At 48.4% G+C, this 26,744-nt stretch carries 17 protein-coding genes and 2 pseudogenes; 3 read left to right on the plus strand and 16 right to left on the minus strand.

Annotation, left to right across the window (positions count from 1 at the left end):
• Window positions 1-9: 9 nt before the first annotated feature.
• The 8 genes from C6P39_RS05070 to ttdA form a co-directional block, all read right to left on the minus strand.
• A complete protein-coding gene (locus C6P39_RS05070) occupies window positions 10-1,224 on the minus strand; it encodes a tyrosine-type recombinase/integrase (protein WP_104803035.1) in 1,215 nt (404 codons plus the stop codon).
• 87 nt (window positions 1,225-1,311) lie between these two features.
• Window positions 1,312-1,542 (minus strand): DNA-binding protein, encoded by a 231-nt coding sequence (locus tag C6P39_RS05075; protein ID WP_104803036.1) that lies wholly within the window; start codon window positions 1,540-1,542, stop codon window positions 1,312-1,314.
• A 71-nt stretch (window positions 1,543-1,613) separates the two neighbouring features.
• Complete coding sequence (locus tag C6P39_RS05080; RefSeq protein ID WP_104803037.1) at window positions 1,614-2,000, minus strand: type II toxin-antitoxin system PemK/MazF family toxin; 387 nt, start codon at window positions 1,998-2,000, stop codon at window positions 1,614-1,616.
• A 532-nt stretch (window positions 2,001-2,532) separates the two neighbouring features.
• Window positions 2,533-2,820 carry a helix-turn-helix domain-containing protein gene (locus tag C6P39_RS05085; RefSeq protein WP_104803038.1) on the minus strand — a complete coding sequence of 96 codons (288 nt, stop codon included), beginning with the start codon at window positions 2,818-2,820 and terminating at the stop codon, window positions 2,533-2,535.
• A gap of 467 nt (window positions 2,821-3,287) precedes the next feature.
• Window positions 3,288-4,721 carry a serine hydrolase domain-containing protein gene (locus tag C6P39_RS05090; RefSeq protein ID WP_104803039.1) on the minus strand — a complete coding sequence of 478 codons (1,434 nt, stop codon included), beginning with the start codon at window positions 4,719-4,721 and terminating at the stop codon, window positions 3,288-3,290.
• Entirely contained in the window at window positions 4,721-6,109 is a 1,389-nt protein-coding gene (locus tag C6P39_RS05095; protein ID WP_104803040.1) for an APC family permease, read from the minus strand. The genes C6P39_RS05090 and C6P39_RS05095 overlap by 1 nt, the downstream gene beginning before the upstream one ends.
• Window positions 6,110-6,201: 92 nt before the next feature.
• A complete protein-coding gene (gene ttdB / locus C6P39_RS05100) occupies window positions 6,202-6,828 on the minus strand; it encodes a L(+)-tartrate dehydratase subunit beta (protein WP_104803041.1) in 627 nt (208 codons plus the stop codon).
• A complete protein-coding gene (gene ttdA, locus C6P39_RS05105; RefSeq protein WP_104803042.1) occupies window positions 6,828-7,727 on the minus strand; it encodes a L(+)-tartrate dehydratase subunit alpha in 900 nt (299 codons plus the stop codon). Before ttdA ends, ttdB begins: the two co-directional genes overlap by 1 nt.
• 169 nt (window positions 7,728-7,896) lie before the next feature.
• Between ttdA and C6P39_RS05110 the strand changes: the two genes are divergently transcribed.
• Window positions 7,897-8,772, plus strand: coding sequence for a LysR family transcriptional regulator (locus tag C6P39_RS05110; protein ID WP_158661464.1), 876 nt, complete (start codon window positions 7,897-7,899; stop codon window positions 8,770-8,772).
• 239 nt (window positions 8,773-9,011) lie between these two features.
• On the opposite strand, the gene C6P39_RS05115 is transcribed toward C6P39_RS05110, so the two are convergent.
• On the minus strand, window positions 9,012-10,421 hold the full coding sequence (locus tag C6P39_RS05115; protein ID WP_104803044.1) for a relaxase/mobilization nuclease domain-containing protein: 1,410 nt from the start codon (window positions 10,419-10,421) through the stop codon (window positions 9,012-9,014).
• A gap of 127 nt (window positions 10,422-10,548) precedes the next feature.
• Here C6P39_RS05115 and C6P39_RS05120 point away from each other — a divergent pair, with 127 nt between their 5' ends.
• The gene (locus tag C6P39_RS05120) at window positions 10,549-11,943 is read left to right on the plus strand and encodes an ATP-binding protein (protein WP_104803045.1); all 1,395 of its coding nucleotides are present in this window, start codon (window positions 10,549-10,551) and stop codon (window positions 11,941-11,943) included.
• Window positions 11,944-11,998: 55 nt separating this feature from the next.
• Here C6P39_RS05120 and C6P39_RS05125 read toward each other — a convergent pair whose 3' ends face one another.
• Window positions 11,999-12,289 (minus strand): CD1845 family protein, encoded by a 291-nt coding sequence (locus tag C6P39_RS05125; RefSeq protein WP_104803046.1) that lies wholly within the window; start codon window positions 12,287-12,289, stop codon window positions 11,999-12,001.
• Window positions 12,286-12,594 (minus strand): hypothetical protein, encoded by a 309-nt coding sequence (locus tag C6P39_RS05130; protein WP_104803047.1) that lies wholly within the window; start codon window positions 12,592-12,594, stop codon window positions 12,286-12,288. The genes C6P39_RS05125 and C6P39_RS05130 overlap by 4 nt, the downstream gene beginning before the upstream one ends.
• A 256-nt stretch (window positions 12,595-12,850) precedes the next feature.
• On the opposite strand from C6P39_RS05130, the gene C6P39_RS05135 reads away from it, so the two are divergent.
• Window positions 12,851-14,026 carry an IS110 family RNA-guided transposase gene (locus C6P39_RS05135; protein ID WP_104803048.1) on the plus strand — a complete coding sequence of 392 codons (1,176 nt, stop codon included), beginning with the start codon at window positions 12,851-12,853 and terminating at the stop codon, window positions 14,024-14,026.
• A gap of 257 nt (window positions 14,027-14,283) precedes the next feature.
• On the opposite strand, the gene C6P39_RS05140 is transcribed toward C6P39_RS05135, so the two are convergent.
• From C6P39_RS05140 to C6P39_RS28830, 5 genes and pseudogenes are all read right to left on the minus strand, one after another.
• Window positions 14,284-14,628 (minus strand): plasmid mobilization protein, encoded by a 345-nt coding sequence (locus C6P39_RS05140; RefSeq protein WP_104803049.1) that lies wholly within the window; start codon window positions 14,626-14,628, stop codon window positions 14,284-14,286.
• Window positions 14,625-15,944 (minus strand): DUF3849 domain-containing protein, encoded by a 1,320-nt coding sequence (locus C6P39_RS05145; RefSeq protein WP_330407023.1) that lies wholly within the window; start codon window positions 15,942-15,944, stop codon window positions 14,625-14,627. Before C6P39_RS05145 ends, C6P39_RS05140 begins: the two co-directional genes overlap by 4 nt.
• Window positions 15,944-18,022: pseudogene (locus tag C6P39_RS05150) on the minus strand (SNF2-related protein); the annotation flags it as partial. The pseudogene C6P39_RS05150 and the gene C6P39_RS05145, both read right to left, overlap by 1 nt.
• Window positions 18,023-18,192: 170 nt before the next feature.
• Complete coding sequence (locus C6P39_RS05155; RefSeq protein ID WP_104803050.1) at window positions 18,193-19,992, minus strand: reverse transcriptase domain-containing protein; 1,800 nt, start codon at window positions 19,990-19,992, stop codon at window positions 18,193-18,195.
• Window positions 19,993-20,704: 712 nt separating this feature from the next.
• Window positions 20,705-26,740 (minus strand): annotated as a pseudogene (locus C6P39_RS28830) (DEAD/DEAH box helicase family protein); the annotation flags it as partial.
• Between the last annotated feature and the right edge of the window lie 4 nt (window positions 26,741-26,744).

The raw sequence follows: 26,744 nt of genomic DNA on the forward strand, positions 1-26,744 counted from the left end.
CTTATCCTGCTATACGGCATCCCATAGATCAAATGCTTTGCCCATTGCTCTCACCAATTCATCAGGCCTGTTGTATTTTACCTTTGCGTAAATATCCATCGTGATTTTGCTGCTTTCATGGCCAGCTAAATATTGAACTGTTTTCGGGTCTACCGAGGAATGAATTAAATTCGTGATATAGGTGTGCCGCAGCTGGTGCGGTGTCACCTCAAAATCCAGACTGTAAACCACCTTACCATTATGGGCAGCTTTTTCTCCCAGAACAGGGGTTACGGTATGTTTTACTCGCTTCCCATCTTCATATCTGTAATATGACCGTTCTTTGGCTGTTCTGGTTACAATGTACTGCCAGAGCCGCTTAAACTGTGTATAGGACAGCGGTTCACCATCACTGTTTGCAATCACATAATCCGAAGTCGAACTCGATTTTGCTTCTTTCAAGCACTCCGACAGGCAATCAGGAAGCGGAATGTTTCTCTCCGCAGCCTTTGTCTTTAATTCATCCAGAATGACTGGTCTATTGTTTTCTGTATGCCACGCCTTGCGTACTGTCAGATAAGGGGCTTCCGCATCCAGATAGACTGCATCCCATTTTAAAGCAAGGATTTCTTCACGCCTTAATCCCGCATACAGCCCCAACATAACAAATACATAGGTTTGCAACCCTTGGATCGCATCCAACAGGCGTGATACCTGCTCATCCGTCAGCGCCACTTTATCTTCCTGCGGTACACCGCCGCCCTTTGCAGTAAGATAGATGGTCGGGTTATTTTCAATAATGCGGCTTTCCTTTGCTGCCCGAAAAATAGATTTGTACAGATTGATAACCGACTTATATACCGATGCAGATTTTTTTGATACCGGGACGAGGGCAATCTGAATATCGTCCAAGCTGACATCCGCTATCCTCATATCCCCTAGTTCTTTGATGATATGACGCCTGACCTTGGATGTGTAATCCGTCAAAGTTGTAGCTCTCACATGAACCGACTGCATCAGCAGCCACTTTTCACAGTATTCTGCAACCGTGGGAGATTTACGATTGAATGTTGCATTGTCGATTTTCTCATACGCTTCCAGTTCCTTGTCGTACAATTCTTCGGGTGATCTCGCATATAACGGCACCATCTTACCTTCTGCATTTTGTATTCTCGTTCTATAATACTTGACACCGTTAATCGTCACTGTACCATAGTCCGGAATCACTACTTTCCTTCTTGCCATTTTCGGCACCTCCTAATCGTGATAGTATCCAGCGCTGTACCCTTGTTTTATCAGACATATCCGATTCCGGCAAGGATACGGATTGGCTCACACTCTGGGGCTTCTTGGCTTGCGATAAGTTCCGCTTTTTTCCACTGGCTTTGCTCTGCGCGTACATTTTGCAATATATTCCTGAAGGGCTGTATCCGTAAAATAAACGCAGCCATTTTCCACATACTGCACATAAGAAATCAACCCATTATTACGAGCTGCATCAAGGGTTGCAATGCTTATCCCCAAAATATCGGCAGCTTTTTTTCTGGTAATCAGCTTCTCCATGCTGTGTCCTCCTTACTTCTAAAAAAGTCAAGGATACCATTTCGCACTATGGCATCCTTGACTTTACTATTTTATTTGCCCCATCTCTGTGCTTTCGGTACAGGCAATGAAAGGCTGATTGCCAATGCCCGGTCAACAAAAAACAGCTCTTTTCCCGTCAGCTTCCCTAAATACCTCTGCACCCGCTGCTTGTCTATCGTAAAAAGCTGTTCCAGCTGCACCACAGAGGGCTTTGTCAAGGCCGCGTTCTTCCTTATTAAGAAATGTGTGGGTTGGCCGGGTTTCTTATCAGCGCGGGATGTAACCGTAGCCACAATCAAAGTCGGCGCATGGTAATTGCCGCGATTGTTTTGAATGACTACAACAGGGCGGATGCCGCCCTGCTCAGAGCCGAGATACTGTGTCAGGTCGGCATAATAAATATCGCCTCTGCGATATACCCAATTTTCTTTTATCATTTGCGGTTCCCCCTTTCATTGGGTATGTACCAAAGGGCGGCGTGATGCCGCCCTTCCTTACAATATGTGAGTTTCATATTTGTCCTCGACACCCCTGAAACAATGGAGCGCTTTCAGGCTCCATAGGGAAATCATCAAGCGGCTGGCAGCGAACCGGCTCCATAGGCGTTCAACCTCCCCATCTTCTTTGTGATCGGGCCGCGAATTACGGAAGTATCATTATTCCTGTCATGTGTTTTCGCCTTATTGGGTGCTGCCCAATATTTACATGCCGGTCGTTCTCGCTCCAACAGTCCAAAATCCTTACTCACATAGCAGAAAAAGAAATGGTTTGATTTTGTGCTGCAATCGTCGCGTACCGCTGATGTGGCTGCTGCTCTCGCATCCATGACAGTAATGTACTTGATGAATGATATGTAGTTTTCAAGGTACTGTCAGCTCCGTGTTTCCTTCGCTGTAAGTAAAGTCTACCTTGGATAGCCACATCTTTTTAGCGCACCGCTTTCCCGGTAAGCGCCCATCTAATGGGCGGTTAGTATTCATTCACGCAGGCATTCAGAATGTTGATTGCCGCGTTGATTCTCTTACGCATGATTTCCTCTGAAAGTGTTTTTCCAAGAATCAGATAGTCCAGAGAAACATCAAAATACTCTGCGATTTCTACAAGCAGATCTATGGAACCGCCACTCACACCGGATTCCATTTTTCTCAAATGGCTGTCACTGATATTCAAGTGCTGGCTGAACTCTTCCTGTGTTAAGCCGTGGGCAGCACGGAGCTTCTTGATTCTTGCACCGCTGGATTTAGGGTCAAAATACATTACTTTTTCCTCCGATTTTTTGAAATTTGATTTGCGAATTTCAAAACCGACCGGAGGTGACCGGCAATGGAATGGTCGGGAAAAATGAATAGAAAAAAGCGCACCAGAACTCAGAATTGAGTGACTGGTACGCCAACAGGAAACGATATGATATTGCTTATTTAGGCACCTCGATAGTGCCGACGATACTTGCTTGTATGTTGCATTTTTCTTATTGTCTACTGGCACATGACTTTTTCAAAGCAAACTCATTTATAAAAGAGAAGACCAAGGTTACCTCCAGAACGATAACATTGGTCGAAGCATAACAAACCGCCCTGATGAGTTACCGTTTTTTTTACTCATCAGAGTGACTTTTTCTTTTTAATATAATTGGTACAATCATGCCAATTTAATACATTGGGGACAACTGAAGTTGTCCCACTTCACGATCACTAGTGCCTCTGCGTAGATATAAAATTGAATATTTACCGTTCATGATAGGTTACGGTACTTTCCATAAACACTCTTTTGCTATTGTCATTTCCATCCAAATATGTAACATTGGGCTTCCAGCCGCAGACAACAGTACCACCAGAAAAAGCAAACGTATATTCTTCTCGGTAAGAAGTGTTAATCATGCAGTCTGCAATCGCAAGTACGCCTGAAGAAAAAGCATAGGACAGACAATGCTGGCGCTTTGTGTAGTCTGTGAACAGGTCGTTTTTAATCCAACGCTTATAACCAGCCCAAGCGGTTCTTACTGTTGAATCTTCCATTTCAAATTTGATTCGGATCATCTGATCATCCTCACGTTCAAAACGAACCTTACGAATTTCACGGGGATTCTGATTCAACAGGAGCCATCTGCCAAACAGTTTATCTTCCGCTTCAATGGTCGGAAACTCACCGCTTGCGAGTGGAAGTTGCAAAGACTCAATTTTTCTAGCTAACACTGCTCCATCAGAACTACCAGTATGGTTTTCCAGTGCTTGGTAAATATACTTCTGACAAATATCAGGAACAAACGCACAATTCGTACCGGAAGTGATTCCAATCGTAATCGGAAGTTCCCTGAAACAGATTAGCAGTTGTCCAAAAGCTCCTTCTGCAGCATACAGTTTTTCTCCAGTGTGGAAATGATACCCATATCCGTTCAGCACCTTGTGCTCACATCCAGGCTTTACGATACGTGTAATCCCCATTTCGCGAACCCAATCTGAAGGAATAATCTGCTCACCGTTCCATTTTCCTTCATGCAAAAAGAGCTGTCCTAACCTTGCAATCTGTCGGGCGGTCAGATACATTCCCCATCCACCAGTATTATATCCTTCCGGACTGTGAAGCCAATCCACATGTTCAATACCAATTTTAGAAAACACTCTTTCCCGCAAAAGATTGATACAGGTTTTTCCCATTACCTTGCTGACGATTTTTGAAAGAGTATAGCTGCAGCCGGAATCGTAGTGGAACGCTTTTCCCACATCGGCTGCAATCCGTTTCTCGCCGAGCCATGTTTTTTCCCAGTCTGACTTCAATGCGGTAAAATATACGTTGTTGGCACACGCAGCTGAACCGGCCTGCATTGTCAGCAGATCATAGATGGTTACCTGTTCGAGAATCCTATCATAATTTTCAGGAAGATCTTCCCTGACATAATCGATGAACTTGTCATCCAGTGACAGCTTTCCCTCGCAGACCGCAATGCCCACGCAAAGCGAAGTGCCGGTTTTGGACAGGGAATGCATCATCTGCGGAATATCCTTTTCATAAGGCGCCCAACTGCCATCTACAACTACTTTATTGTCCTTTATAACGACAATACTGTGCAGCTCTGCTTTTTCTTCCAGTTCACAAAGCATTTGGGTCAGCACATCGGCATTCAGACCAACGCTCTTTGGAGTTGCATATTCAAACTTCATTATTGGTTTCCTCCTTCCGGTTCTTCATTTTCACTGCTTGCCCACACAGAGGTTTCCACATGAATACCCCCGCGCTTCGACAGATATACACCCAGCAGAATAAAGCATACCATAACTGCAACTGCCGCTACAGCATAAACAGGTTTAATGCTGACAATTCCCTTAACAAAGATGATAGTATAAATAATAATGCTGACTGTACAGAAAGCATACAGCGCACCCTTGGAAAGATGGAATTTATTCTTCGCCCATGCTTTCGGGTATTTCTTGGACATCTGTGCAATTGAGTATACAATGGTCACATTCATAAAGAAAGTGATGACCTGGAAAATGTTCGTAATTGTTACAATGCTCATATCCAGCAAAATAGGAAGAAGTACAATAATCAGAGTGTAAATATAGATCAGAGTAGGCATACCAAACCGATTTTCTTTAGCAATGGATTTCGGTAGCCAACCATCCACAGTAGCCTGTGTAATCGGATAACGAACATCGTTAAAAACACCATTCAACGTGGTAGTGATTGCCATTAACGGACCGCCAAGCAGGAATAATTTGTATATTCCACTCGGAAGAATGGCCGAAGCAGCAGGAAGAATGGTTTCGACTCCTGCCACCTCATCATGAGGAAGAACGCCACTGGTTACCATTGCGAGGCTCACATAAATAAAGAGCAGGCAGGGAACGCAGGCAAGGCTGGCAAACGGAATGTCTTTCGTTGCGCGCTTGGCATCTTTTCCATACCACAGGATATTGTAATAGCCGTTTGCGGAGTTAATCAGGAGCAGAGCAGCCATCATAAAACCGACAATGCCACCGGTAAACATTTTCTCGCCAGAAAAATCAAAGATTGGCTGCTTGATTTGGGTAAGGCCGAAAACAACGTAAGCCACCATGGTAACAAGTAAAATCCCGGACATGATTTTACTTGCTTTCGCGAAAATGTCCATACCCATCAGGTTCAATACAAAAAGAATCAGAACGCTGGCAATGGATAAAGTCTTAGCCGAAAACATAGGCAGCAGCTCATGAGCATACATACCGAAAGCTAGCGCAAAGGAGCTGTTCAGAATCGGCATGACCAGCTTGGAGTAGCAGATCAAACCGCCGGCGCTGATGCCTCCCAGATTGGTAACGATGGAGTAGGGGCCTCCGGCCAGCCGGAGCGTACCGGAGAGAATGATGTAGGGGAACACCATGAAGAAGCCCATGATGATTGCTACGAGGTAGGCCAGCCACACAGAGTAGCCGGTGTAGGCCATTGCCGGTCCAATCAGAGTGACCATTCCGGAGCCTACGACCATACCGATTGCTATGGCAAACAAATCTACCCGTTTGAGAATACCTGAAGCAGGTTCTGGTTTGTTAGTAATTATATTTTTATTCATAGTACAATACCTCCCAATATCGCGGCCATATAGTCCGCTTATAGTTTTTGCTGTTGTCCTCCCGCCCCTAATGGCAGACAGGTACAAACCGTTTACTTGATGAAGCCAACCTGTTTGGAAATCAATTCTATCTGCTCATCCTTCTTTTTGTTGTACTCCACCTTTTTTTCCTCAAAGTAATTCCGCCCCTCTGAGTCGATGGAAACAATCAATGGTCCAAATTCTTTTACCCTGCAATTCCATAGGGTTTCAGGCATTCCCAATTCCCGCCATTCAGCCCGCACAATCTCCTCTACCTCAACGGCGGCGACTACTGCGTTACCAGCGGGGAACACACAATGGATCGCTCCCAATTCTTTACAGGCTCTCTCCGTATTTTCTCGCATACCACCTTTTCCAACAATGACACGGACGCCTGTTGTTTTCACAAAATCATATTCAAATTTTTCCATTCGCATAGAAGTGGTAGGTCCTACAGAGACCATTTCAAATTTGTCATCCTCCAGAGGACGGACAATAGGACCAGCATGGAGAATTGCATTGTCCCTTACATCCACAGGAATTGTTCTCCCTTCTTCCACCACGCGGCGATGAGCTACATCCCTACAAGTAGTCAAACTTCCTGTCAGGTATATAATATCGCCAATATGTATACTTTTCAGTTCATCTGCCGAAACAGGAGTAGTCAGAATTGTTTTGCCATCTTTACGTTCTATCATTACAGTGTCACCTCCGAATGAGAAAGAATTTTGTAGTTTAGGTCTTTATCAAAAATGATATGACCTCTGCGATGACTCCAACATCCTACGTTGACAGCCACACCAATAGCAGAAGGATGCCGAGCGGTGTTTTCGATATGAACGCCCAGAACGGAGAATTTGCCTCCCATACCTTGAGGACCCAAGCCAATTGCGTTAATGCCATCCTCCAAAAGTTTTTCCATCATTGCTGCCCGTTCATTGTCATTGTGGGAACCGATAGGTCGCATAAGCGCCTTTTTCGACAGCAATGCTGCCGTTTCCACAGAGGTCGCCACACCTACCCCAACCAGCAATGGCGGACATGCGTTGAGACCATAAGAGGTCATGCGTTCTAACACAAATTTGGTTACCCCCTCATATCCTTCACCAGGCATAAGAACCATGGCATGACCAGGAAGTGTACAACCTCCTCCAGCCATGTAGGTATAGATTTCGCATTGTTCTGAGTTTGGAACGATGTCCCACCATACTGTGGGAGTTCCCGTTCCTACATTCTTGCCAGTGTTGTACTCATCGAAAGTTTCTACCGAATTGTGGCGGAGCGGAGCTTCAAAAGTAGCTTGTATTACGGCCTCTTTCAGCAAAATTTCCAACTCATTAATCAAAGGAAATCCAGTACCGCACTTCACCCAGAATTGAAGCACGCCGGTATCCTGACAGGAAGGGCGATTCAACTTTACTGCCAATTCCTGATTGTGAAACATGGTATCATAGATCGACTTAGCGAGATGAGTGTCCTCTTTGTCTCGCAGTTCTTGGAGCTTGGCTATAACGTCATCGGGTAACTTTTTTCCAGTATGCGCGATAAACTTTGCCATTATCTCCTTCATTTTCTTGCTTTGTCTTTCATTAGACATGATTCAATTGACCTCCTCATTACATTCGTGAGAAATAGTTACACGTAGCTTCCATCTCTATAATTTACATTCTAGTATAAATAGAATAGTATGTAAAACGCAAAAAAGTGATTGTGCATAAGAAAAAATTATGCTAGAATTTATAAAAATGATTAGGAGAGAATACGCTATGACACTTCAGCAATTACAATATTTTGTCACTGTCTGCAAATATCAGAATTTTACAAAAGCTGCCCGTGAACTTTATATTTCCCAGCCGGGACTATCTACTGCTATCCGGGAATTAGAAATAGAATGCGGTTTTGCTCTGTTTGAACGCCGTCCCAACAGCATTACACTGACAGACCAGGGAAAGAATTTTCTCCGAGAAGCAGAACATATGCTTCGCTCCTATCATAAACTGCAAAAAAATTCAAAACTCATCGCAGAAGAAAAAACAATCCTACGTATTGGTGTGGCTCCAATGGGGACAAGTGCAGTGTTCCCAAGGTTACGAAAAGGCTTTCTTTCTGCCCACTCTAATATCACTTTTGAAGTAACGGAAGATTCTACCGAATCACTTTATCAGAAAATTGATACTGGAGAATTAGACTTTGCGCTATGTGTATCTATTGCTCTCCCTGATAAGAATTACAGTTATGTAACCATTGGACATAGTCGCCTGCTATTTTGTGTAAATCAAAAAAATCCATTGGCTTGTGAAAAAATTCATTCTATCCAGCAAATTGGCCAGTCTCCCCTTATTATGCTTCCAAGTTATTATAGCCAGACAAAATACTTGAAGCGCCTGTTTCGTGAAGCAGATTGTGTTCCAAATATAGTCCAATACACTTCTCAAGTGTTTATGATTCTTCAACATATTCGAGAAGATGCGGCGGCAGGCTTTCTATCCGAAGAAATAGCTAGACAAAATAACGAATTGGTTAGCTTTGCACTTCAAGAGGTAGAAAATGCTTCTATCACAATGATTCGTAAAAAAGGCGCAAAGACATTTCCCGCTATAGAAACATTTATCCATTATCTCCAAAGTTCAAAGAAAAAATGAGATGAAACTGCTTCATTTAACTCCTAATAAATATGATAACTACATTGTAAACCAATATTTTTTCTAATACTTAGTCGAATTTTTAAAGATTTGGGGCTAAAACAAACTGGCAAGCAATGCCTTTGGATAGCCATTCGGCTTCCAAACGCTGCTTGTTGGGGTATCCCCAAGCCCCTTTTGAACACAGAATTTCATTCTGTGGCTGCGCGTTCTGCGAACGCTTTTGGAACATGACCGGCTCATCGCTGGCCATGTTCTTTTTCTTTTTCGGCCTCCTGCTCCTCCGTCCCCAGCAGCCGATCCACATTTGCCTTTGCCGTCAAAACTTCCTGCATTTCCTGTCTTGCCTGCTGGTACTCGGCATAGGCTTTTTTCTTTTCTGCCAGCAACACGGCATACTCGCTTTGCAATTCTTTCACCCGTGGCAGCTTTTGAACGCCCAACTCGTCAAAGGCTTTCTTTGCCGCCTTATGGAGCAGAATATCTGCTTCATGCTCTGCAAGGAATTTCTTAGAATAACCAGCTTTGCGATAGGCGGTGTAAACATCACGGGTCTTGGAATAGTTGATGATTTGCGTCCGCAGAACAGCGATTTCCGCCATGCGCTTTTCGGCAGATTTTATCTGCCCAGCCAACAGATTATAACGCTCCGTCACAGCCTGCGCTTTGTCGGCAAGGGCAGCATACTCCAGCAAGCCGTTTTCCGTAAGGTAGTTCATGGTCTTTGCCATCTGCTTTAGGTTGAACACCTTTGCCCAGCGCGCATACCCGGCACTTTTCCCGGCCTGCAATTTTGCCTGAATATCCACCAGCAGATTGACCGTTTTAGGCTCCGCCTGCAACAGCTTTTTCTTGCGGGGTTTATGTGCCATTTCTCCGACAAGAACAGCGGAAAGGACGGCTTCGGAATATTCATCTCCCAGCGTATCCAACCGGGCAAAACGGTCTTGCCCTGGTGCTTTCAGGGAAATGGATTTGCCGCGCTTTTTCACTTCTATACCCTCTTGCTGAAGAAGTGCAAACAGGGCTTCCAAACTTTCCGGCTTCTTGGCTAAAGCGTTGTCGATAGCAACGCGCAGCATTTCCCGATGGGACGGCTTTGCAGCTTCGCCCAGCCACTTGTTATAGCTTTTTCCATGGGGCTTCGGATTCTCCACAATGGATAAACCGTTTTCAATACAGATGGTATCATTCAAGCGGCGCACCGCTTTGGTGCTACCCCAAAAGTTACGAAACTTTCTGTCGCAATCCACCGTGACAGCGTTCCATATAATGTGATTATGAATGTGCGCCTTGTCGGTATGGGTGCAGACTACAAAAGCATTGTTGTCCTTGGTAAATCGCCTGGCAAGTTCACAGCCGATGCGGTTCGCTTCCTCCGGGGTTATCTCCCCCGGCACAAAGGACTGGCGCAGATGATAGGCAATCACATCATCGGCTCCGCGCACTCTGCCGGTCAGGGATATATACTCCCTTTTGGCAAGCGCAAATTCAGCGTCAGCGGTGCGGCTGTCACAGGCATAGCTTGTTATGAGCCTGCCGTTCTCTGTCTTTTGCGGGTTCTCTGCATAATCAATAATATCGCTGATCGCCTGACCGACTGTGCGGCCTTTACCGATATGCAGCGGCATGATTCTGGTGGTTGCCATTTGGTTCTCCTCCTTTGATTTTTGATGGAAATATCGCACTCTGGAAATACTACATTGAAATAAAACGCGGCTCTGGGTATAATAGAATGTGTAAACAGATAAAATCGCCTTATATGGGAGGCTTATGATGATAAAAAAATTGATTGCTGAAGCAACCGAATGTGACTTCAAGATTGCCCTGGAAACGAAAAAGCCAAAAAGCTGGTTAAAAAGCGTCAGCGCCTTTGCAAATGGTATTGGCGGCACGTTGTTTTTTGGCGTGGACAATAATGGAAAAATGGCAGGGCTGGCAAATGTCCAGACTGATGCTGAAGCCATCAGCAGACTAATTAAAGAGCGTATCACGCCCCTGCCACAGTTTGTACTTACGCCTGTCCGGGAAGATGATAAGGATGCCCTGATACTTTCTGTTGCTGCCGGTCGCACCACACCGTATTACTATAAGGCTGACGGTATTATGGAAGCCTATGTGCGTGTCGGCAATGAAAGTGTTATAGCCCCGGATTATGTGGTAAATGAACTGATTCTCAAAGGCACCAACCGTTCTTTCGATGCGCTGATTACAGATGCCCGCAAGGAAGATTATAGTTTTACACTTTTGGAAGCTACTTACCGGGAACGGACTGGCCTGCGGCTGGAAGCATCCGATTATGTTTCCTTTGGCCTTGCTGATAAAGATGGCCTTTTAACCAATGCCGGGAAGCTGCTCGCCGACCAGAACATTGTATATAATTCCAGAGTGTTTTGCACTCGCTGGAACGGACTGGAAAAAGGCTCTATTTTTGATGATGCTCTGGACGATAAGGAGTATGAGGGCAACCTGATCTATCTGCTGCAAAGCGGCTGTGATTTTGTCCGCAACAATTCCAAGGTACGCTTTGTCAAAGAAGCACGCTACCGTGTGGATAAACCAGACTACGCAGACCGGGCGGTGACCGAAGCCCTTGTGAACGCCCTTATACATCGTGACTATATCGTTGCGGGCAGTGAAGTCCACATTGATATGTATGATGACCGTCTGGAAATTCAATCTCCCGGTGGTATGTTTGAGGGAAAGCCGATTCAGGAATGTGATATTAACGCCATCGGCTCTGTACGTCGCAATCCCGTTATCGCTGACCTTTTCCATCGTATGAAATACATGGAACGCCGGGGCAGCGGCTTAAAAAAGATTTTAAGTGAAACAGAAAAACTGCCCGGTTATACGGAACAAATGAAGCCGGAATTTTACTCAACACCATCTGACTTTCGTGTAGTATTGAAAAACATCAATTACAACTTGCACACCACAGCGCAAGATGGTGTGCAAGATAGTGTGCAAGATGAGCGTATCACTAAGCTGATTAAATTTTGTTCTGTTGCAAGAACAAGAGATGAAATACAAGAACATCTCGGTATATCAAGCAGAGAATATCTCCGCAGGAACGTACTGAAACCTCTTTTGAAAACGGGACAGCTGGAAATGACAATTCCGGATAAACCCAATAGCAAATACCAGAAATATATCACTTCTCAAAAATAATCTATCCCTTACAAACAGTAGCGGTGCCGGAAGATTGTTTCCGGCACCGCTATCTTTATCCATATATTCCGTCCTGAATCCAATACTTTAACTCCTGCACCTTGGAGAGCAGCCACGCCGCTGCCATTGGCAGTCCCATGGGGCTGACCAGAAAGGCAATGATCAGCAGGATAACTCCGTTTTGTACCGAGTATGTAACCAACACGGCCAGCCCCAGCAGGGCAACGATGGATGCCGCCAGTCCAAAGAGGAACGCGGAACAGTAGAGAAGCCCCATGCAGAGCCAGACGAACACAGTCAATGCCAGGATGACCGGCGCAAATAAAATCTTCAATACCCATCTCATTCTGCTTCCTCCATTCTCCGTTTATCCAAAAAGGGCTGGCAAAGGGCATCCAATTTTCTGGAATCCTCCGCTGTCAACTCCCGTCGTCCTTTCGTCAGCCTGATTTCTTCATATCCGCGGTAATCATCTAACAGCACTTCAAACAATTCTTCCGGTGTGCGGCACAGACACCCATCTTCACAGTAGCGCGTATTTTTATCCCACTGTACCCTGACATAACCGCGCCGCGAATGAAGCACTTCCACCTCGTGATCTGCTGCTAAATAGTCCTTAAAAATTTCAAATACTTTTTCATAGGTCAACATTTTATCAGCTCCTTGTATTATAGAGTAGTAGTGATTAACGCCCCTCTCCAAGGGCGATGTGCTACACTGTAGAGGATGCTGTGGATTGGTCTATTGCTCCTACCACTTGATGGTTTTCGAAAGGCTCCAACCACAGCCCTTTGCAGTATTGTTGATCAGTTAGATACCGCCAGACGGTTTATTTAGAACAAGGTTACAAGAGCAAAGTGTTCTGTGGATACAGCAGCATCACAATCTTACCGTTGGAGGTTTTACTATGATTTGCGTTGGAATTGATGTTGCCAAGGACAAGCACGATTGCTTTATCATCAGTTCAGAGGGCGAGGTGCTCGGCGATGTGTTCACCATCGAGAACAACACGGAGGGATTTCAATATCTGCTACAAAAAATCCGTTCCAACACCTCAGCTCAAGACAAAATGAAAGTAGGACTTGAGGCGACCGGACACTACAGCTACAACATCCTGGGGTTTCTTCTGGACAAAGGTCTTCCCACCTACGTCTTGAATCCCTTGCACACCAATCTGTACCGGAAAAGCCTCACCCTACGAAAGACGAAGACTGACCGAGTAGATGCGCGAACGATTGCGGCTATGCTAATGTCTGATGTGAGCCTCAAGCCCTACACAGACACAGCTTACCACAACGAGGAGCTAAAGTCACTCACAAGATACCGATTCGACAAGGTCAACGAGCGCGCCAAGCTCAAGCAATCGGTCTCCCGTCTGGTCTGCATTCTGTTCCCTGAATTAGAAAAGCTTGTGCCCTCGCTCCATATGGTTTCTATTTATGCTCTGCTTGACGAATTCCCAGGTGCTCGTCAGGTTGCAGGCGCTCATCTGACGCGGCTAAAATCTGTGCTCAGTGACGCTTCCAAAGGGCGTTACGGTCGCGACAAAGCCCTTGAGATTCGTGAGGCTGCCAAGCAATCCATTGGCTCTGTCATGCCGGCAAAATCGCTGGAGCTGCGGCACACCATCCGTCTCATCCGCGAGCTGGACGCTGAAATCAAAGAAATTGAGGTTACTATCGAAGGCATCATGGACGAGATTCAGTCGCCCATCACCACCATCCCCGGCATTGGCACCCGCATGGGCGCGATGATTCTAGCCGAGGTCGGCGACTTCGCAAGGTTCGATTCACCCGACAAGGTCTTGGCCTACGCCGGTCTCTCGCCCTCTACCTACCAGTCCGGGCAGCTCACAAGCAGCTACGCCCGCATGGAGAAGCGCGGCTCCAGATATCTGCGATATGCCTTCTACAATGCGACCAAGTATGTCTGTCACTGGGATCCGGGCTTCGCTGCCTATCTCGCCAAAAAACGTGCCGAGGGCAAGCACTATAATGTCGCAATCTCTCATGCCGCTAAGAAGCTCGTGAGGCTTATCTTTGCTATGGAGAAAACAGGGGAAGCATATCGCCTCGCTGCCTGACCTTTTTGAATTTGCTTGCTCGGCGTCCGGTGGACGTCTGCTTTGCTGCGCCTTTTTTGAATCGCCGATAAATTTGCCATTCACATCATTGGGGGGCTTGACTTTTAATAGTTAGTCTTTCGTTTCCTTCTGCCTGTCTATCTTATTTTATCCACAACCACCCATCTCATGCAAGGATACGGCGGCATAAAAAAATAGCGGAGGGAGTGCGGCAAAGTTTGCCGTTCTCCCTCCGCCGTCAGGGAACCATGCCCCGGTTACGAAATGGAACTTAGATGGGCCAGTACCTCGTTCAGCCCCGCCCATACCGCGTCCTGCTTTTGGAGAATGTCCTCCATATCCGCATCATAGACGCGCCCGGTTTCATGCACCCGTTTGGTCAGCTGGTTCAAGTTGTTGCTGCTGCGGCGCATCAGTGAAAGCAGTTCCTTTAATTCCGGTAAGTCCAGCTTTACCACATAACCATCGATTGCCATTTTCCGCAGATAGGCTTCCCGGTTGCGCGTACCCATCTGCGCCATCTTGGTTTCAATCAAATTCAGTTCATGGGGAGATACTCGGAAATTCAACTGCACATCACGTTTGCGTTTCGGGGCACTCATCGTTCCATACCACGCTTTTTCGGTGCCGGCGGCTTCGGCTCGCCGGTGGCCTGTTCCAGTTTTTTGCGCACCGAAGGCTTGCGCAGGGGCTGGTTCCTGTTTTCCTCTTTGGAAATCATGACGAAGATGCCTTTCCTGTCCTTGATGCCGGAAAAAGTCAGCGACTGGAACGGCAGCATGGAAAACAGTTTATCCTGGTCTTTGGACGATGCTCGGAGAAGGAAGTCCTGGGAGATCTGCGCCATGTAGTGGGTGCCGCTAGGGCTGTTAGGCTGTCCGGGTTCCTGAAGCCGCCCCAAAAGGCGGGCGGCTTCATAGTGAATGTCCTCTTTGGTCAGCAGATAATCGCGCCGTGCCTGTGTGGTGAACAAATCCAGCAGGCCGGGGTGAGTTCTGTCCACCACAAATTCGCATCGGCGGTCGCCGCCCCAGCCGTCCTTGTCCTCATACACGGGAATGGTCTGCGCCCATGCTTTATTATCACGGGAAATGCGCCCGTCCCAATCCTTTTGCCGTACCGTATTGGCCAGAACATAAAGGGTACGGTCATAGCCGAATTGCTCCACCACCTGTTTGACCGCGCCATGCCCCAGCGAGTTGTCCCGATAATGATCCGAAACGGCTGTGTCGATAGCATCCCGGCAGGCAATGTTTGCCTTGTGGGAAGCACGGTATTGTTCCAGTTCGTCATGCTCACGGGCATAGGAAGCCGGATACGGATAGACCGGCAGCTGCAAAAGAGCCAGCTTTGCTTCCTGCTCCCGCTGTACCAACGTATTGGCGCGGCCGGTGATGCACTCCAGAACCGTATCCATGTAGCCGGTTTCCAGCTTTTCAAACTCCTGAAATACATCATTAAGCGGGCTGGACGATTGCAAAAGCGCCGCCGCCTGCTGGTCAGACAGGTCATTGTTTTCCAGTGACATCAAAATATCTTCACGCACGGTGTATTCATAGGTGTGCTTGAGGATTTCATCGGGCGTCTGTGTCAGGAGCCAGTCCCGGTAGGTTTCCTGTTCGGCAAACATCTTTTCATACAAAGCGGTGTTCAAGGCTTCCGATGCCTTTTCCATGTGTTCACTCTCTGTGCTTTGATAATGCGCCAGATCGTGGGGATTATCCTCGCCATATTCGTTGTAGGCCAGATCATCAACGGCTTTCCGTGTGGCGGCATCGGCGTACATCACCTGATAGGTGAAACCGGAGGTGCTGCGGTACGGGAGTTCTTCTTTCACAGTCTGGATAAACTTTTTGGGATCAGTAAAAATCTCCTGCTCCCCACTGGCGTAGGATGCAGTTCCAACAATATTCGACATTATAGTACCTCCTCATGTGGTTTTGATTTCTTTTCCATAGTTCGCAGTGGCATAGGGCGTTTCAGATTTTCCAGCACAGAGGGGCGGCTGCTTTTGGCGATGGCCTGCTCCGGCTGGGAACGCCTTCCGTCCATGTTCAGCTGGGAATCCAGTTCTGTGAGCCGTGCGGTTTTTACCCGCAGTTCCTCCTCATGGGGAAAGGGCTTGCCAACCTCAGCTTGGGCGGCGCTTTGCTGCTGATAGAGGTTTTCAAGCTGCGCCTGTACGCTGCCCAAACGCTCCGGCATCTGCGCCAGCGCATTGTCGATACGGGTCAGGTTGCCGCGCGGATCGGTGCCGAGCGCCGCCCGGTGAGTCATCTGCCCGCGCAGGGCAAGTGTATAGCTTTTTTCAAAGGCATCGAAGCTGACCGTCATGGAAAAGCCGCGATAGGAGCCTATCTGCACCGGGTCGGTTCCCTTGACCTCCTTGCAGGCATCCAGCAGGGCGGCCCCGGCATTTTCCTTGTCGGTGAGGACATCTCCCCGCACCTCCATCCCGGCAAAGCCATCTGCCGGGTGCGGGTGTGCCGCCAGCGTTTCCATATCCGCCTGCAGGCCCTTGATGAAGCCTTTGTTGGCTTCAATCTGCTCTGGAAAGTATTTCAGCAGATTGTCCTCCATGCGGAACTGCTTGCTCTGGTGGTCTGCTTTCATGATTTTCAAGCGGGAAACCTCCACATCCAAATCCATACGCTCCTTGATGCGCGGGTCACCGGCGCACAGCGCCTTGATTTCCGCAAAGGACAGCGCCGTTTCGTCCACATCCTCGCAGGAGCGCACCGGGCTTTTGCTGCTCATAATCTGGCTGATGAATTTCTGCTTATTCTCCACGGTCTGCCAGAGATAGGCATCAAAGGTTCCCTCGGTGACATAACGGCAGACATGGACTTTTGCGTTTGTATTGCCTTGGCGCTCAATACGGCCTTTGCGCTGGGTCAGATCGCGGGGACGCCAGGGGCAGTCTAAATCGTGCAGAGCGATCAGCCTGTCCTGCACATTGGTGCCTGCGCCCATTTTGGCGGTGCTACCCAACAATACACGCACCTGGCCGCTGCGGACTTTGCCGAACAGTTCCTTCTTTCGCACATCGGTGTTGGCTTCGTGGATAAATGCAATCTGTTCCGCCGGGATGCCTTTTTCTATCAGCTTCCTGCGGATATCCGCATAGATGGTAAAGGGCGGCTCCGGTGCGTCCAACGGGATAGCGGTTTCCAGGCCGTGCAGCTCCGGGTTATCCAGATTTCCGCTGACGGCTTTCGCCGCCTTTGCGCTGGGGGCGGCCTGGGGCGTGGAAATGTCGCAGAACACCAGCTGGGTCAGCTTATCGGCATCGCCGTCACGCCAGAACTGCAGTACATTGTCCACGCACTGGTTGACTTTGGTGCTTTCCTCGTCCGGGAGCATGGGATTGATGATACGCTGGTCAAGCCCCAGCTTGCGCCCATCGGAGGTTATTTTAAGCATATTGTCAACGGTAGGGTCTACCGTACCGCTGTGTACTTTGCTTGCACGTTCCGAAAGGCTTTTTACCATTTCCTGTTGGATTTCGGTAGGCTTGGACGCATAGGTGTGGTACTCCACCTCCGGGGTGGGGAGGTTCAGCTGGTCGGCGGTCTTGATGTCCGCTACTTCTTTGAACATGGCCATCAGTTCAGGCAGGTTAAAAAACTTTGCAAAGCGCGTCCTTGCCCGGTAGCCGGTGCCTTCCGGGGCTAATTCCAGCGCCGTGACGGTTTCGCCAAAGCGGGACGCCCAGCAGTCAAAGTGCGTCATGCCGGTTTCCTGAAGGCGGTCATACTGTAAATACCGCTGGATGGTGTACATCTCGGTCATACTGTTTGAAATGGGCGTTCCGGTGGCAAATACCGTCCCCCGGTTCCCGGTCACTTCGTCCAGATACCGGCACTTGGCAAACATATCGCTGGACTTCTGTGCATCGGTGGTGGATAGTCCCGCCACATTCCGCATCTTGGTGTAGAGGAACAGATTCTTGTAATTGTCTGACTCGTCCACGAACATCCGGTCACAGCCCAGCTGTTATGGCAATAGGTAAGACTCCAGCATACAAGTATGCCACATCTTTTCCCCTGCCCCAAACCGTACGGGCGAGTTTCCCCGCATACGGCTTTCCCTCTTAATTTGTGAGGATTCTCCCTTCACGAGAATCTTTACTCAACGAACAAAAAATATATTTACCTAAGAAGGGACTAAACCGCTTTAATAAGCTGTTCAATCCTTGCCTTCCTTTTCGGAAACAATTCATACAGTCTTTCGGGTGTTGCACTGTGCAAGATGATATGTTCAGTTTCTGACAATACACAAAGGTTCTCAAAATCATGCGTTCCACCTTTTTCTACCGGCTTAATATGATGGCAGTGATAATCTTCAACTGACACATATTCGCCTGACAGATAACTTTTGCCTTTGACTGAACTATATTTACTAATCCTAAACATAGCTAATCTACTGCTTTTAATATATTTAGACGAATTGACAATGTAACGAATATCCTCTATTGACACGCCTGGCTTATGTTTATTCTTGCCATAGTTATAAGGATTTTCCCGTGATACCCTACCTTTCTTGGCATGTATCAACTTTTTGTCCCAATTCGCCCACCAAACCTCAATAACAGGGTAGGTATCAAAACAATAGTATCCTTTATTTCCCCAAGTACTGTATCTACCATTCATAAAATCATTCTTAAATGACTGTTCTGCGGTAAACTTAATCTTCTTATTCATTGTGTGATAAAACAGTTTATAAATTCGCCAGCCAATTCGCGTAAAACTTTTACAAAAGCCAGTCATTCCCATGTAATAGTTGTGAACGCCTACTACATAAAGATTCCAGTTAAGTACCGTTTCAAAGTTTGTTTTCTTCCGTATTGCTTTCAGAAGTTCTTTACACTTATCAACAATTTCATCTTCTTTACTTTTTGGCAGCACATTCGCCACCATGAATTTTCCGTTTTGCTGTGGCTTTTTCGTGTTTCGTTTGAAAACATAAAACACATAGCCTAGATATTTCATTCGTTCCGTAGTCAAATCGTAAATTTTCGACTTTTCATGATTTATTATAAGCTTCATGTTCTTGGTCAGATACTTGGTAATGCTGTGCTTAAAGCGTTCAGCATCATTTTTATCTTTGCATAAAACCAAAATATCATCAGCATATCGAACGTGTATACCTATTTTTAAGTTTGTTTTAGCCATATTCCGACGCTTATTGAAATAATGATGAAATTTTGTTACACTTTCATCGTGCCAACAATCACCTTGATCTCTAAGCCACACATCAAATCTATGCAGATATAAATTACTGATGAGCGGTCCTAAAGCGGAGCCTTGTGGTGCGCCGAGAGGATTCTTTACTTTGCAAGAATTTTCATAGTAACCCTTTTTGATAAACTGATACACATAATTTAGGATTACTTGGTCTTTGATGCCGATATGCCACATTTCTCTATAGGTTATTTCAGGGTCTATCGTTCCAAAATAATCTTGTAGGTCAATTGCAAGCACATAGGGCATTGTCTGACATTGGTTTTTAACTTTGGCAAGTGCATTGTGTGCACTTACTTGTTCCCGAAAACCAAATGAACTATCGACAAACTTTGTTTCGCAATACGGTTCTAAGACAAGCTGTATACATTTTTCAACTAACTTGTCCCATACCGAACATATGCCAAGAGGGCGCATTTTCCCGCTGTTTTTATTACCTTTAGGAATATACTTTCTCTTAACATAATCCATTTTCTTGTTTATAAGGCGGTCTTTTACGATATGAGACAGTTTGATGATTGAATAATTTTCAAGGGTTTTATAATTAGTACCATCTTGCCCCTTTGCCATTCGCCCTTTTGCTTTACTCAACTGCCTAACCGCAAGAGCTACATTATCCTCATGATATACCATAGGATGTAATGTCCGCATATCAATCCTACCGTCCTTAAAATCGTTAAACCGCTGTTCCATGTCCACATAATACACATTATTAATACTCATTAGCTGTTCTCGCCCCGCTTCCGTATGATTAGTCTCTTGCGTCTAACGTGACGAATTTGAAGTTTCTGTTTTATTATTCAAATCAAGACTAAAGCCCTTCGCTCCTCCCTATTTCTTGATAGGGTATCTTAACTACTACGGCTCCTGTGACTACCCATTCATAATCTTTCTTGTCCTACCCTTTCAGTGCGGACAGTCCCCAATTATTACTTAATCGTCGGGCAGTTCCCCTTTCTCGATACAATTGCTTTAATACCGCACTTAGGACTCCTCTATACTCCGTAGACTTGGATTACTCCGATACGATTTTCACGTATTCTATAGCGACCATAACGCTATCCCCCATAACAACCTTTTGATATTGCGTGAGGTAAGTCTATTGTTCTGTCCTCTCATTGCTGAGTTCGGACAGCCGTGATAACGAAACGTACAAACAAGGAAATTATATCCATATACGGCAGAACCCGAGGTGTACCATCACTGGCATTGTCCCCGTCTTCACCTATGCTTCGTGACTACCTGTTACCAGAATAGCCAGCAGGAGTATTAGTCAGAATCGGATACATAAGATATTTGGTTCTTATGCCGTTCTCAATCGTATCAATTACCTACAGAGATATGCCTTTCCCACCTCCTCGTGGCATTCTCCATCAGGTTTACAGCGGTGTTCTCCCAACCACGGGAGCTTTTACGCTGCAATTAAGGGCGCACCAAAGGTCACCACATCGTCCTTGCGGCTGTCGGCACGGAGTTTTTCTAACCGGGATTCCAGTCCCTTTCTGGTGCGTTCCAGCTGCTTGACGGTAAACCGCTCGCCGCCGCTGGCCTGCACCTCCTCTATGCCGGAAGTGATCTCCCAAATCTGCTCCTGAATCAAGCGTTCCTGCCGCTCTCTACTGATAGGGATACGCTCAAACTGGCTATGGCCGATGATGACGGCATCATAATCGCCGGTGGCGATACGGGCGCAGAACTTCTTGCGCCGATGGGTTTCAAAATCTTTCTTGGTGGTAACAAGGATGTTGGCGCTGGGATACAGGCGCAGGAACTCCGACGCCCACTGCTCGGTCAGGTGGTTCGGCACAACAAAAATAGACTTCTGGCACAGCCCCAGCCGCTTGCTTTCCATTGCGGCCGCAACCATTTCAAACGTCTTTCCGGCACCCACTTCGTGCGCCAGCAGCGTATTGCCACCGTAAAGCACATGGGCGATTGCATTTTTCTGATGCTCCCGCAGCTGGATTTCCGGGTTCATGCCGGAAAAAACAATATGGCTCCCGTCATACTCGCGGGGGCGGGTGCTGTTCATTTCCTCGTTGTACTGCCGGCATAATGCCTGCCTGCGCTCCGGGTCACGCCAAATCCAGTTCTTAAAGGCATCCCGGAGTGCCTGCTGTTTCTGTGCCGCCAGTGTGGTTTCCTTGGCATTGAGGACACGCTTTTCTTTGCCGTCTGCATCTTCGATGGTGTCATAGATACGGACATCCCGGAGGTTTAAGCTGTCCTCCAGAATACGGTAGGCGTTGGCCCGGTCAGTGCCGTAGGTGGTATAGGCGGCGACATCATTGCGCCCAACCTGTGTTTTGCCCGTAATCTGCCATTCGGCGGTAAATGGGGCATATTTCACATCAATGTTTCCGCGCAGATACCGGGGCGTACCCAGCACCTCATACATGAATTGGCGGTAGTAATCCGGGGCAATCCATGTGGCACCCAGCCGCACCTCAATCTCTGATGCGTCCAAATCCTTGGGCTGTGCTTTCTCAAGAGCCGATACATTGACCTGAAAAGCCGGGTCATGGGCAGCGGCACGATTGGCTTCCCGCAGCTTCTTTCTGACATTGCCGGAAAGGTATTCGTCAGCGGTCTGCCAGCCGGATAATGGATCGCTTCCATAGGCCGGGTCTTTGAAGATAACGCCGGCCAGTTCGGAAATGATTTCTTCCTCGCTCTTGCCGCACAGCTGGGACATATACGGCAGATCCACCCGCGCTTTTTCCCCGATGGAAACCGCAAGGGCTTCGCTGGGCGTATCCACGCTGGACACGGCGGTGTGCTGCCTGATGGTTCGCTTGGTGAACATATCCGCTTTGCGTTCCAGCTGCCCGTCATCGTCCAGCACTTCCAGAGAACAGAGCAGGTAGTAGGAGGAATCAGCAGAGAACGCCAGACGGTTTGCTCGGTCATTCAAAAGCCCATGCCTGGCTGAAAAACTGTCATAGAGCCGGTTCAGTTCCCCCTGCTTTTCGGTGATGGCACTGTCCGGGGTATAGGCATTCATCTGAAGGTCGATGAGCTGATTGACACAATCCCGCAAGGCAACCATGCCCTTGATACGTTCCTCGGCGGTGGCGTTTAAGTCCGGGCGCACCATGCGGCTGTTTTCCCGGTAATACACATTGCCGTCTACCACCGTATAGGAATAATTCTTCACATCCGGGTCAGCAGGGAGGGAGGTATCAACCGTTTCGTCCTCGCCCAGTTCCGGCAGTTCCGCTTCGGTGTACTGACCGTTGATATACTTTATCGCATCATGCAGCTGGTCAGATAATTCCAGACTATCAATGGGGGAAACAGTGTAATCCATGCCGTGTGCGGTGCTTTCCTCGGTGGAATTGCCCAGCACCATCTCCGGGTGGTCGGTAAAATAACTGTTAATAGCATAGCCATTGTCCGTCTGTCCCAAATGCACCCAATTCGGCTGAATATCCATTACCCGGTCGCGCTTTTGTAAAAAGAGTATGTCAGACACTACTTCCGTTCCGGCATTGGCCTTGAACGCATTATTGGGCAGACGGATTGCACCCAACAAGTCAGCCCGCTGCGCCAGATACTTCCGTACCGTGCTGTCCTTGGAATCCATGGTGTAACGGCTGGTAACGAACGCCACCACACCGCCCGGACGCACCTGGTCGAGCGCCTTGGCAAAAAAGTAGTTGTGAATGTTGAAGCCCAGCTTGTTATAAGCCGGGTCGTTGACCTTGTACTGGCCGAACGGCACGTTGCCCACAGCCAAATCATAGAAGTCGCGGCGGTCAGTGGTTTCAAAGCCTGCCACGGTGATATTGGCTTTGGGGTAAAGCTGCTGGGCGATGCGCCCGGTAACCGGGTCAAGTTCCACGCCGTACAGCCGGGAATTTTCCATGCTCTCCGGCAGCATACCAAAGAAGTTACCCACGCCGCAGGACGGTTCCAGAATGTTGCCCGTGGTAAAGCCCATGTTACCGACGGCTTCGTAAATGGCACGGATAACCGCAGGGCTGGTATAGTGGGCGTTCAGGGTGCTGGCCCTGGCAGCTTCATACTCCGCTGGGGAAAGTGCCGCCAGCAGTTCCTTGTATTCCTCTGCCCATGCCGGTTTACTGGCATCAAAGGCATCCGGCACACCGCCCCAGCCTACATAACGGGAAAGAATTTGCTGTTCTTCCAATGTGGCTGTGCGTCCCTCTGCTGTCAGGGTGTTCAGAGTGTGGATCGCGTCCATATTGGCGCGGAATTTTGCTTTCGGCCCGCCTTCGCCAAGATGTTCATCGGTAATATGAAAGTTTTTGGTTTCCGTCTTTGTGGGTTCTTCGGCTTCTTTGTCCCGATCCACGGCAGGCTGTCCGGCTGTTTCTTTTCCTGCAACGGCTTCCCTCACCTGATAAAGATAGTCATTGGCAAGCCACTCGCTGTCAAATTCCTCGGTAACGCCTTCATCGTCTACATAATAGCCACCGTGCAGGTCATCCCAAATGGCATAGCCATTCTCGCTTTCTATAACCGCAAAACGCTCATACCTGTCGGCTTCCGCTTCGGCGGTGACATTTTCATCCGTGCCGGGTAGGGTGGGCTGATACTCTGCGGCAGCTTCGTTACGGGCCTCCTGCCCCAGAAATTCTTCCTCCAGATATGCCTGTGCCTTTTCTGCATCGGGGAACGTAACAACACGTCCATCCGGCAAGGCATAATAGGCATCCTGCCTGCTGTCCCAAATGGCAAAGGCATCTTCCGGGTCAGGAAAGGCATCGCTGGTCATGGTAACGGAAAAACGTGGTTCCGGCTCGGAATTTTCTTCTCCGGCAATTTGCTCCTGACTGTAAAATCGTCCTTCCTTGATAAGCTGGGCAATGCGGCGCTGTACCTTTGTCCACGGTATCTCCCCGATGGCTCCTTCCGCTGTGATGGGGAACGCGGCAAGGTCATTGCCGTATTCGGCTTTCAGCCAGTCCGCCGTACCTTTTTCACGGGCGTGATCCTGCATATAGCGCACAACGCTGTGCTTGCTGGCAATATCACCGTTCCACCCCTGCAGGGCGGCGTCAATATCCGCCTGCGTAATTTCTTTTGTCGCTACCGGTGTTTCAGCCGGTTCCGGCTCATGGACAGCGGCTTGCACTTCTTCGCGCGGCACAAGCCCTGGCACAGATGTCTGTTCCGTTACGGCCGGCTCTGGCGTATCTTCCGCCACTGGCCCCCGCAAAGTTTCCGGCTCTGGGAAGCCATAGCGGGGTTTCGGCGTGGGGATGCCGCCGACCTCCGCATAGCGGCTTTGCAGTTTGGCATACTGTTTTTTCTCGTCTGCGGTCAGATAACGGTCTTTACGAACCAATTCGTCCAGACGCTTCACCACAACAGGCCAAGACATCTGCACAGCTTCACAGTTGTCTTTTTCCAGTTTAATGCCTTTCCCATCGTGGTTTTCATAACTGGAAAAGCTGCCAGAAATGGCGGCACTGTGACCGCCCCAGCCATATTCATCTTTCAGGAAATCGGCTTTTTCCTTGGGGGTATGCGGTTCGGAAAAATAGGTGTAAATTCTGCCCTTACTGCCGCTGACATTGCTTCCCCCGGCAAGAACGGCGCTGATCTCATCCTCTGTGATAAAGCCTTTCAGCCGGGGCACCTCGGCCATCTGCGCAGGGAACTCCCGGCGCGGCAAATCCAAATCCTGCAAACGGGCCAGAATATCCTCTGTATGGTGGTAATGGAAACGCAGCAAATCCCTGTCCTGCCTATAAGCAGCAAGAAACTGTGCATATTCAGCCGTCAGTGCTGCACAAAAAACCGGGTCGGACAGCTGCTCCGCCAGAAACGCTGTTTCATCAGGGAAACCGCTGCCGCGCATGGATTCCAGCGAAGCAAGATAGCCCTGCCCGGCAACGCCATCTGCAAAATCATGTCGTACATACCAAATTGATTCGGCAAGCTCCTTCCGCTCTAAGCCGTAGGCTTCGTCCAGTTCCACATTGGAAGCAAATGCGCCGGTGTCCAGCAACTCCCCGATACGGATTGCTGCATCTTCCCATGAAAGCACCTGGGCGCGGGGTACATACTGTACTTCATTCCCCTTGGCAAGGTGGATGCCGGCATCATCAAACCACGCTGCCAGTTTGCCGGTGTCTGTAATCAGTCCAGTACCGCCACGATATTCCCGTTGCAGGAAATCGGCAATCTGGCTGGTGGTTTTTCCTTTCTGGTACTCTGCCGCAACACGCATACGGCTGTGGCCGGTGTTGCTGCCCAGCCGCAGCACATGGTCAATCTCCTCTTGGACAAAAGAAAAAGCGAAGGGCGTTTGTGTTACGCTCTCCGCTTCATCAATATGGTAAATCTGTTCTGCTTCGGTGGGGAATAAACTCAGCTGTGTATAAGTTCCGCTAAAATCAGTTCCTCCGCCTGCGCCTTGCAGTTGTTCATCAGGCCCACCCATTTCATCTGGTCGCTGGCTTTCAGGCTCTCGGTCACGCCCGCCGCCTGCATCAGCCGGGGCATCATCTGCTCCATGCGGCTGTTCGCCGTCTGCTCGATCTCCGTCAGGTGTGGGTACAGGGTTTCCGAGAGAAGCATCTGGCTGTACAGAACCGGGCGGTGTTCCTTCAGATAGGTTTTCCGCATCCTCCCGTATTTGCCCAGGGGCGGGGTCTGCTGGCTGCTCAGTTTCAGGTTGGGAATCTGATAATCCCCGTTCTTGCTGTAAGTTAAGGTGTTGTTCATCGCTATTTCTCCTTTCCGCGATTTTCTCGCGCTCTACATTCTGAATTGTGATACCGATCTGACGCAGTACCTCTTTGCAGGACTGGCTGACCGCCGTTCCCAGCGCACCCACGGTAGCCGGGGTATTGAAATCGAAGATCGCCATGAAATCCTCATGGTCAAAATACTGTTCCGGCTCCAGTCCGCAGCGGGACATCAGCGCGTAGGTGATACTGATGGTTGCGGCGGATTTGAACTGCACCGCTACGTTGAGTTCATCGTACTCCTCTAAAAAGGAACCGTCAACGGTGCGGAGGATGTCAGCGCCGTTGTCCGCCCAAAACTCATCCGCCAGCTTTCCGGCAATATCGGCAAGCTGCTGGTGCAGGCTGTCCCCGCCAATCCCGTAGCGGCTCTCCAGCATAGCCTGGACGGGTATGGTGTGTTCCGGCTCCATGCTCCAGAGAAACGGGGTGCGGGAATGGGGGCGTGTGCCGGTATCGGAAATATCAAAGACATACCGCAGACGGGGCGTGCCCCCGGAATCGTCCACCAGCGCAATGCCCTTGGAGCCGCGCCGGATGTATCTGCCCATCGTGTCATTCCACAGGTCATATTCCGCACAGGCCGTTGCTTCCGGGCGCTGGGCGTAAATCATCAGCTGGTCATGGAACGGATATTTGTAAAGGCGGGAAGCGGTGTTTAAAAACAGCATCCACTCCTGCCAGCTGGCGGTGAGCCTGCTTGCAACGCTGTCCGCCATCTGTGCATACATTTGTGCTTTTGTCGGCATAGTG

Source organism: Blautia marasmi (genome assembly GCF_900258535.1).
Taxonomy (GTDB): domain Bacteria; phylum Bacillota; class Clostridia; order Lachnospirales; family Lachnospiraceae; genus Blautia; species Blautia hominis.

Excerpts from the sequence above, each read along its gene's own strand:
- C6P39_RS05070 (WP_104803035.1), bottom strand. The coding sequence starts at position 1,224 with ATGGCAAGAAGGAAAGTAGTGATTCCGGACTATGGTACAGTGACGATT.
- C6P39_RS05075 (WP_104803036.1), bottom strand. The coding sequence starts at position 1,542 with ATGGAGAAGCTGATTACCAGAAAAAAAGCTGCCGATATTTTGGGGATA.
- C6P39_RS05080 (WP_104803037.1), bottom strand. The coding sequence starts at position 2,000 with ATGATAAAAGAAAATTGGGTATATCGCAGAGGCGATATTTATTATGCC.
- C6P39_RS05085 (WP_104803038.1), bottom strand. The coding sequence starts at position 2,820 with ATGTATTTTGACCCTAAATCCAGCGGTGCAAGAATCAAGAAGCTCCGT.
- C6P39_RS05090 (WP_104803039.1), bottom strand. The coding sequence starts at position 4,721 with ATGAAGTTTGAATATGCAACTCCAAAGAGCGTTGGTCTGAATGCCGAT.
- C6P39_RS05095 (WP_104803040.1), bottom strand. The coding sequence starts at position 6,109 with ATGAATAAAAATATAATTACTAACAAACCAGAACCTGCTTCAGGTATT.
- ttdB (WP_104803041.1), bottom strand. The coding sequence starts at position 6,828 with ATGATAGAACGTAAAGATGGCAAAACAATTCTGACTACTCCTGTTTCG.
- ttdA (WP_104803042.1), bottom strand. The coding sequence starts at position 7,727 with ATGTCTAATGAAAGACAAAGCAAGAAAATGAAGGAGATAATGGCAAAG.
- C6P39_RS05110 (WP_158661464.1), top strand. The coding sequence starts at position 7,897 with ATGACACTTCAGCAATTACAATATTTTGTCACTGTCTGCAAATATCAG.
- C6P39_RS05115 (WP_104803044.1), bottom strand. The coding sequence starts at position 10,421 with ATGGCAACCACCAGAATCATGCCGCTGCATATCGGTAAAGGCCGCACA.
- C6P39_RS05120 (WP_104803045.1), top strand. The coding sequence starts at position 10,549 with ATGATAAAAAAATTGATTGCTGAAGCAACCGAATGTGACTTCAAGATT.
- C6P39_RS05125 (WP_104803046.1), bottom strand. The coding sequence starts at position 12,289 with ATGAGATGGGTATTGAAGATTTTATTTGCGCCGGTCATCCTGGCATTG.
- C6P39_RS05130 (WP_104803047.1), bottom strand. The coding sequence starts at position 12,594 with ATGTTGACCTATGAAAAAGTATTTGAAATTTTTAAGGACTATTTAGCA.
- C6P39_RS05135 (WP_104803048.1), top strand. The coding sequence starts at position 12,851 with ATGATTTGCGTTGGAATTGATGTTGCCAAGGACAAGCACGATTGCTTT.
- C6P39_RS05140 (WP_104803049.1), bottom strand. The coding sequence starts at position 14,628 with ATGAGTGCCCCGAAACGCAAACGTGATGTGCAGTTGAATTTCCGAGTA.
- C6P39_RS05145 (WP_330407023.1), bottom strand. The coding sequence starts at position 15,944 with ATGTCGAATATTGTTGGAACTGCATCCTACGCCAGTGGGGAGCAGGAG.
- C6P39_RS05155 (WP_104803050.1), bottom strand. The coding sequence starts at position 19,992 with ATGAGTATTAATAATGTGTATTATGTGGACATGGAACAGCGGTTTAAC.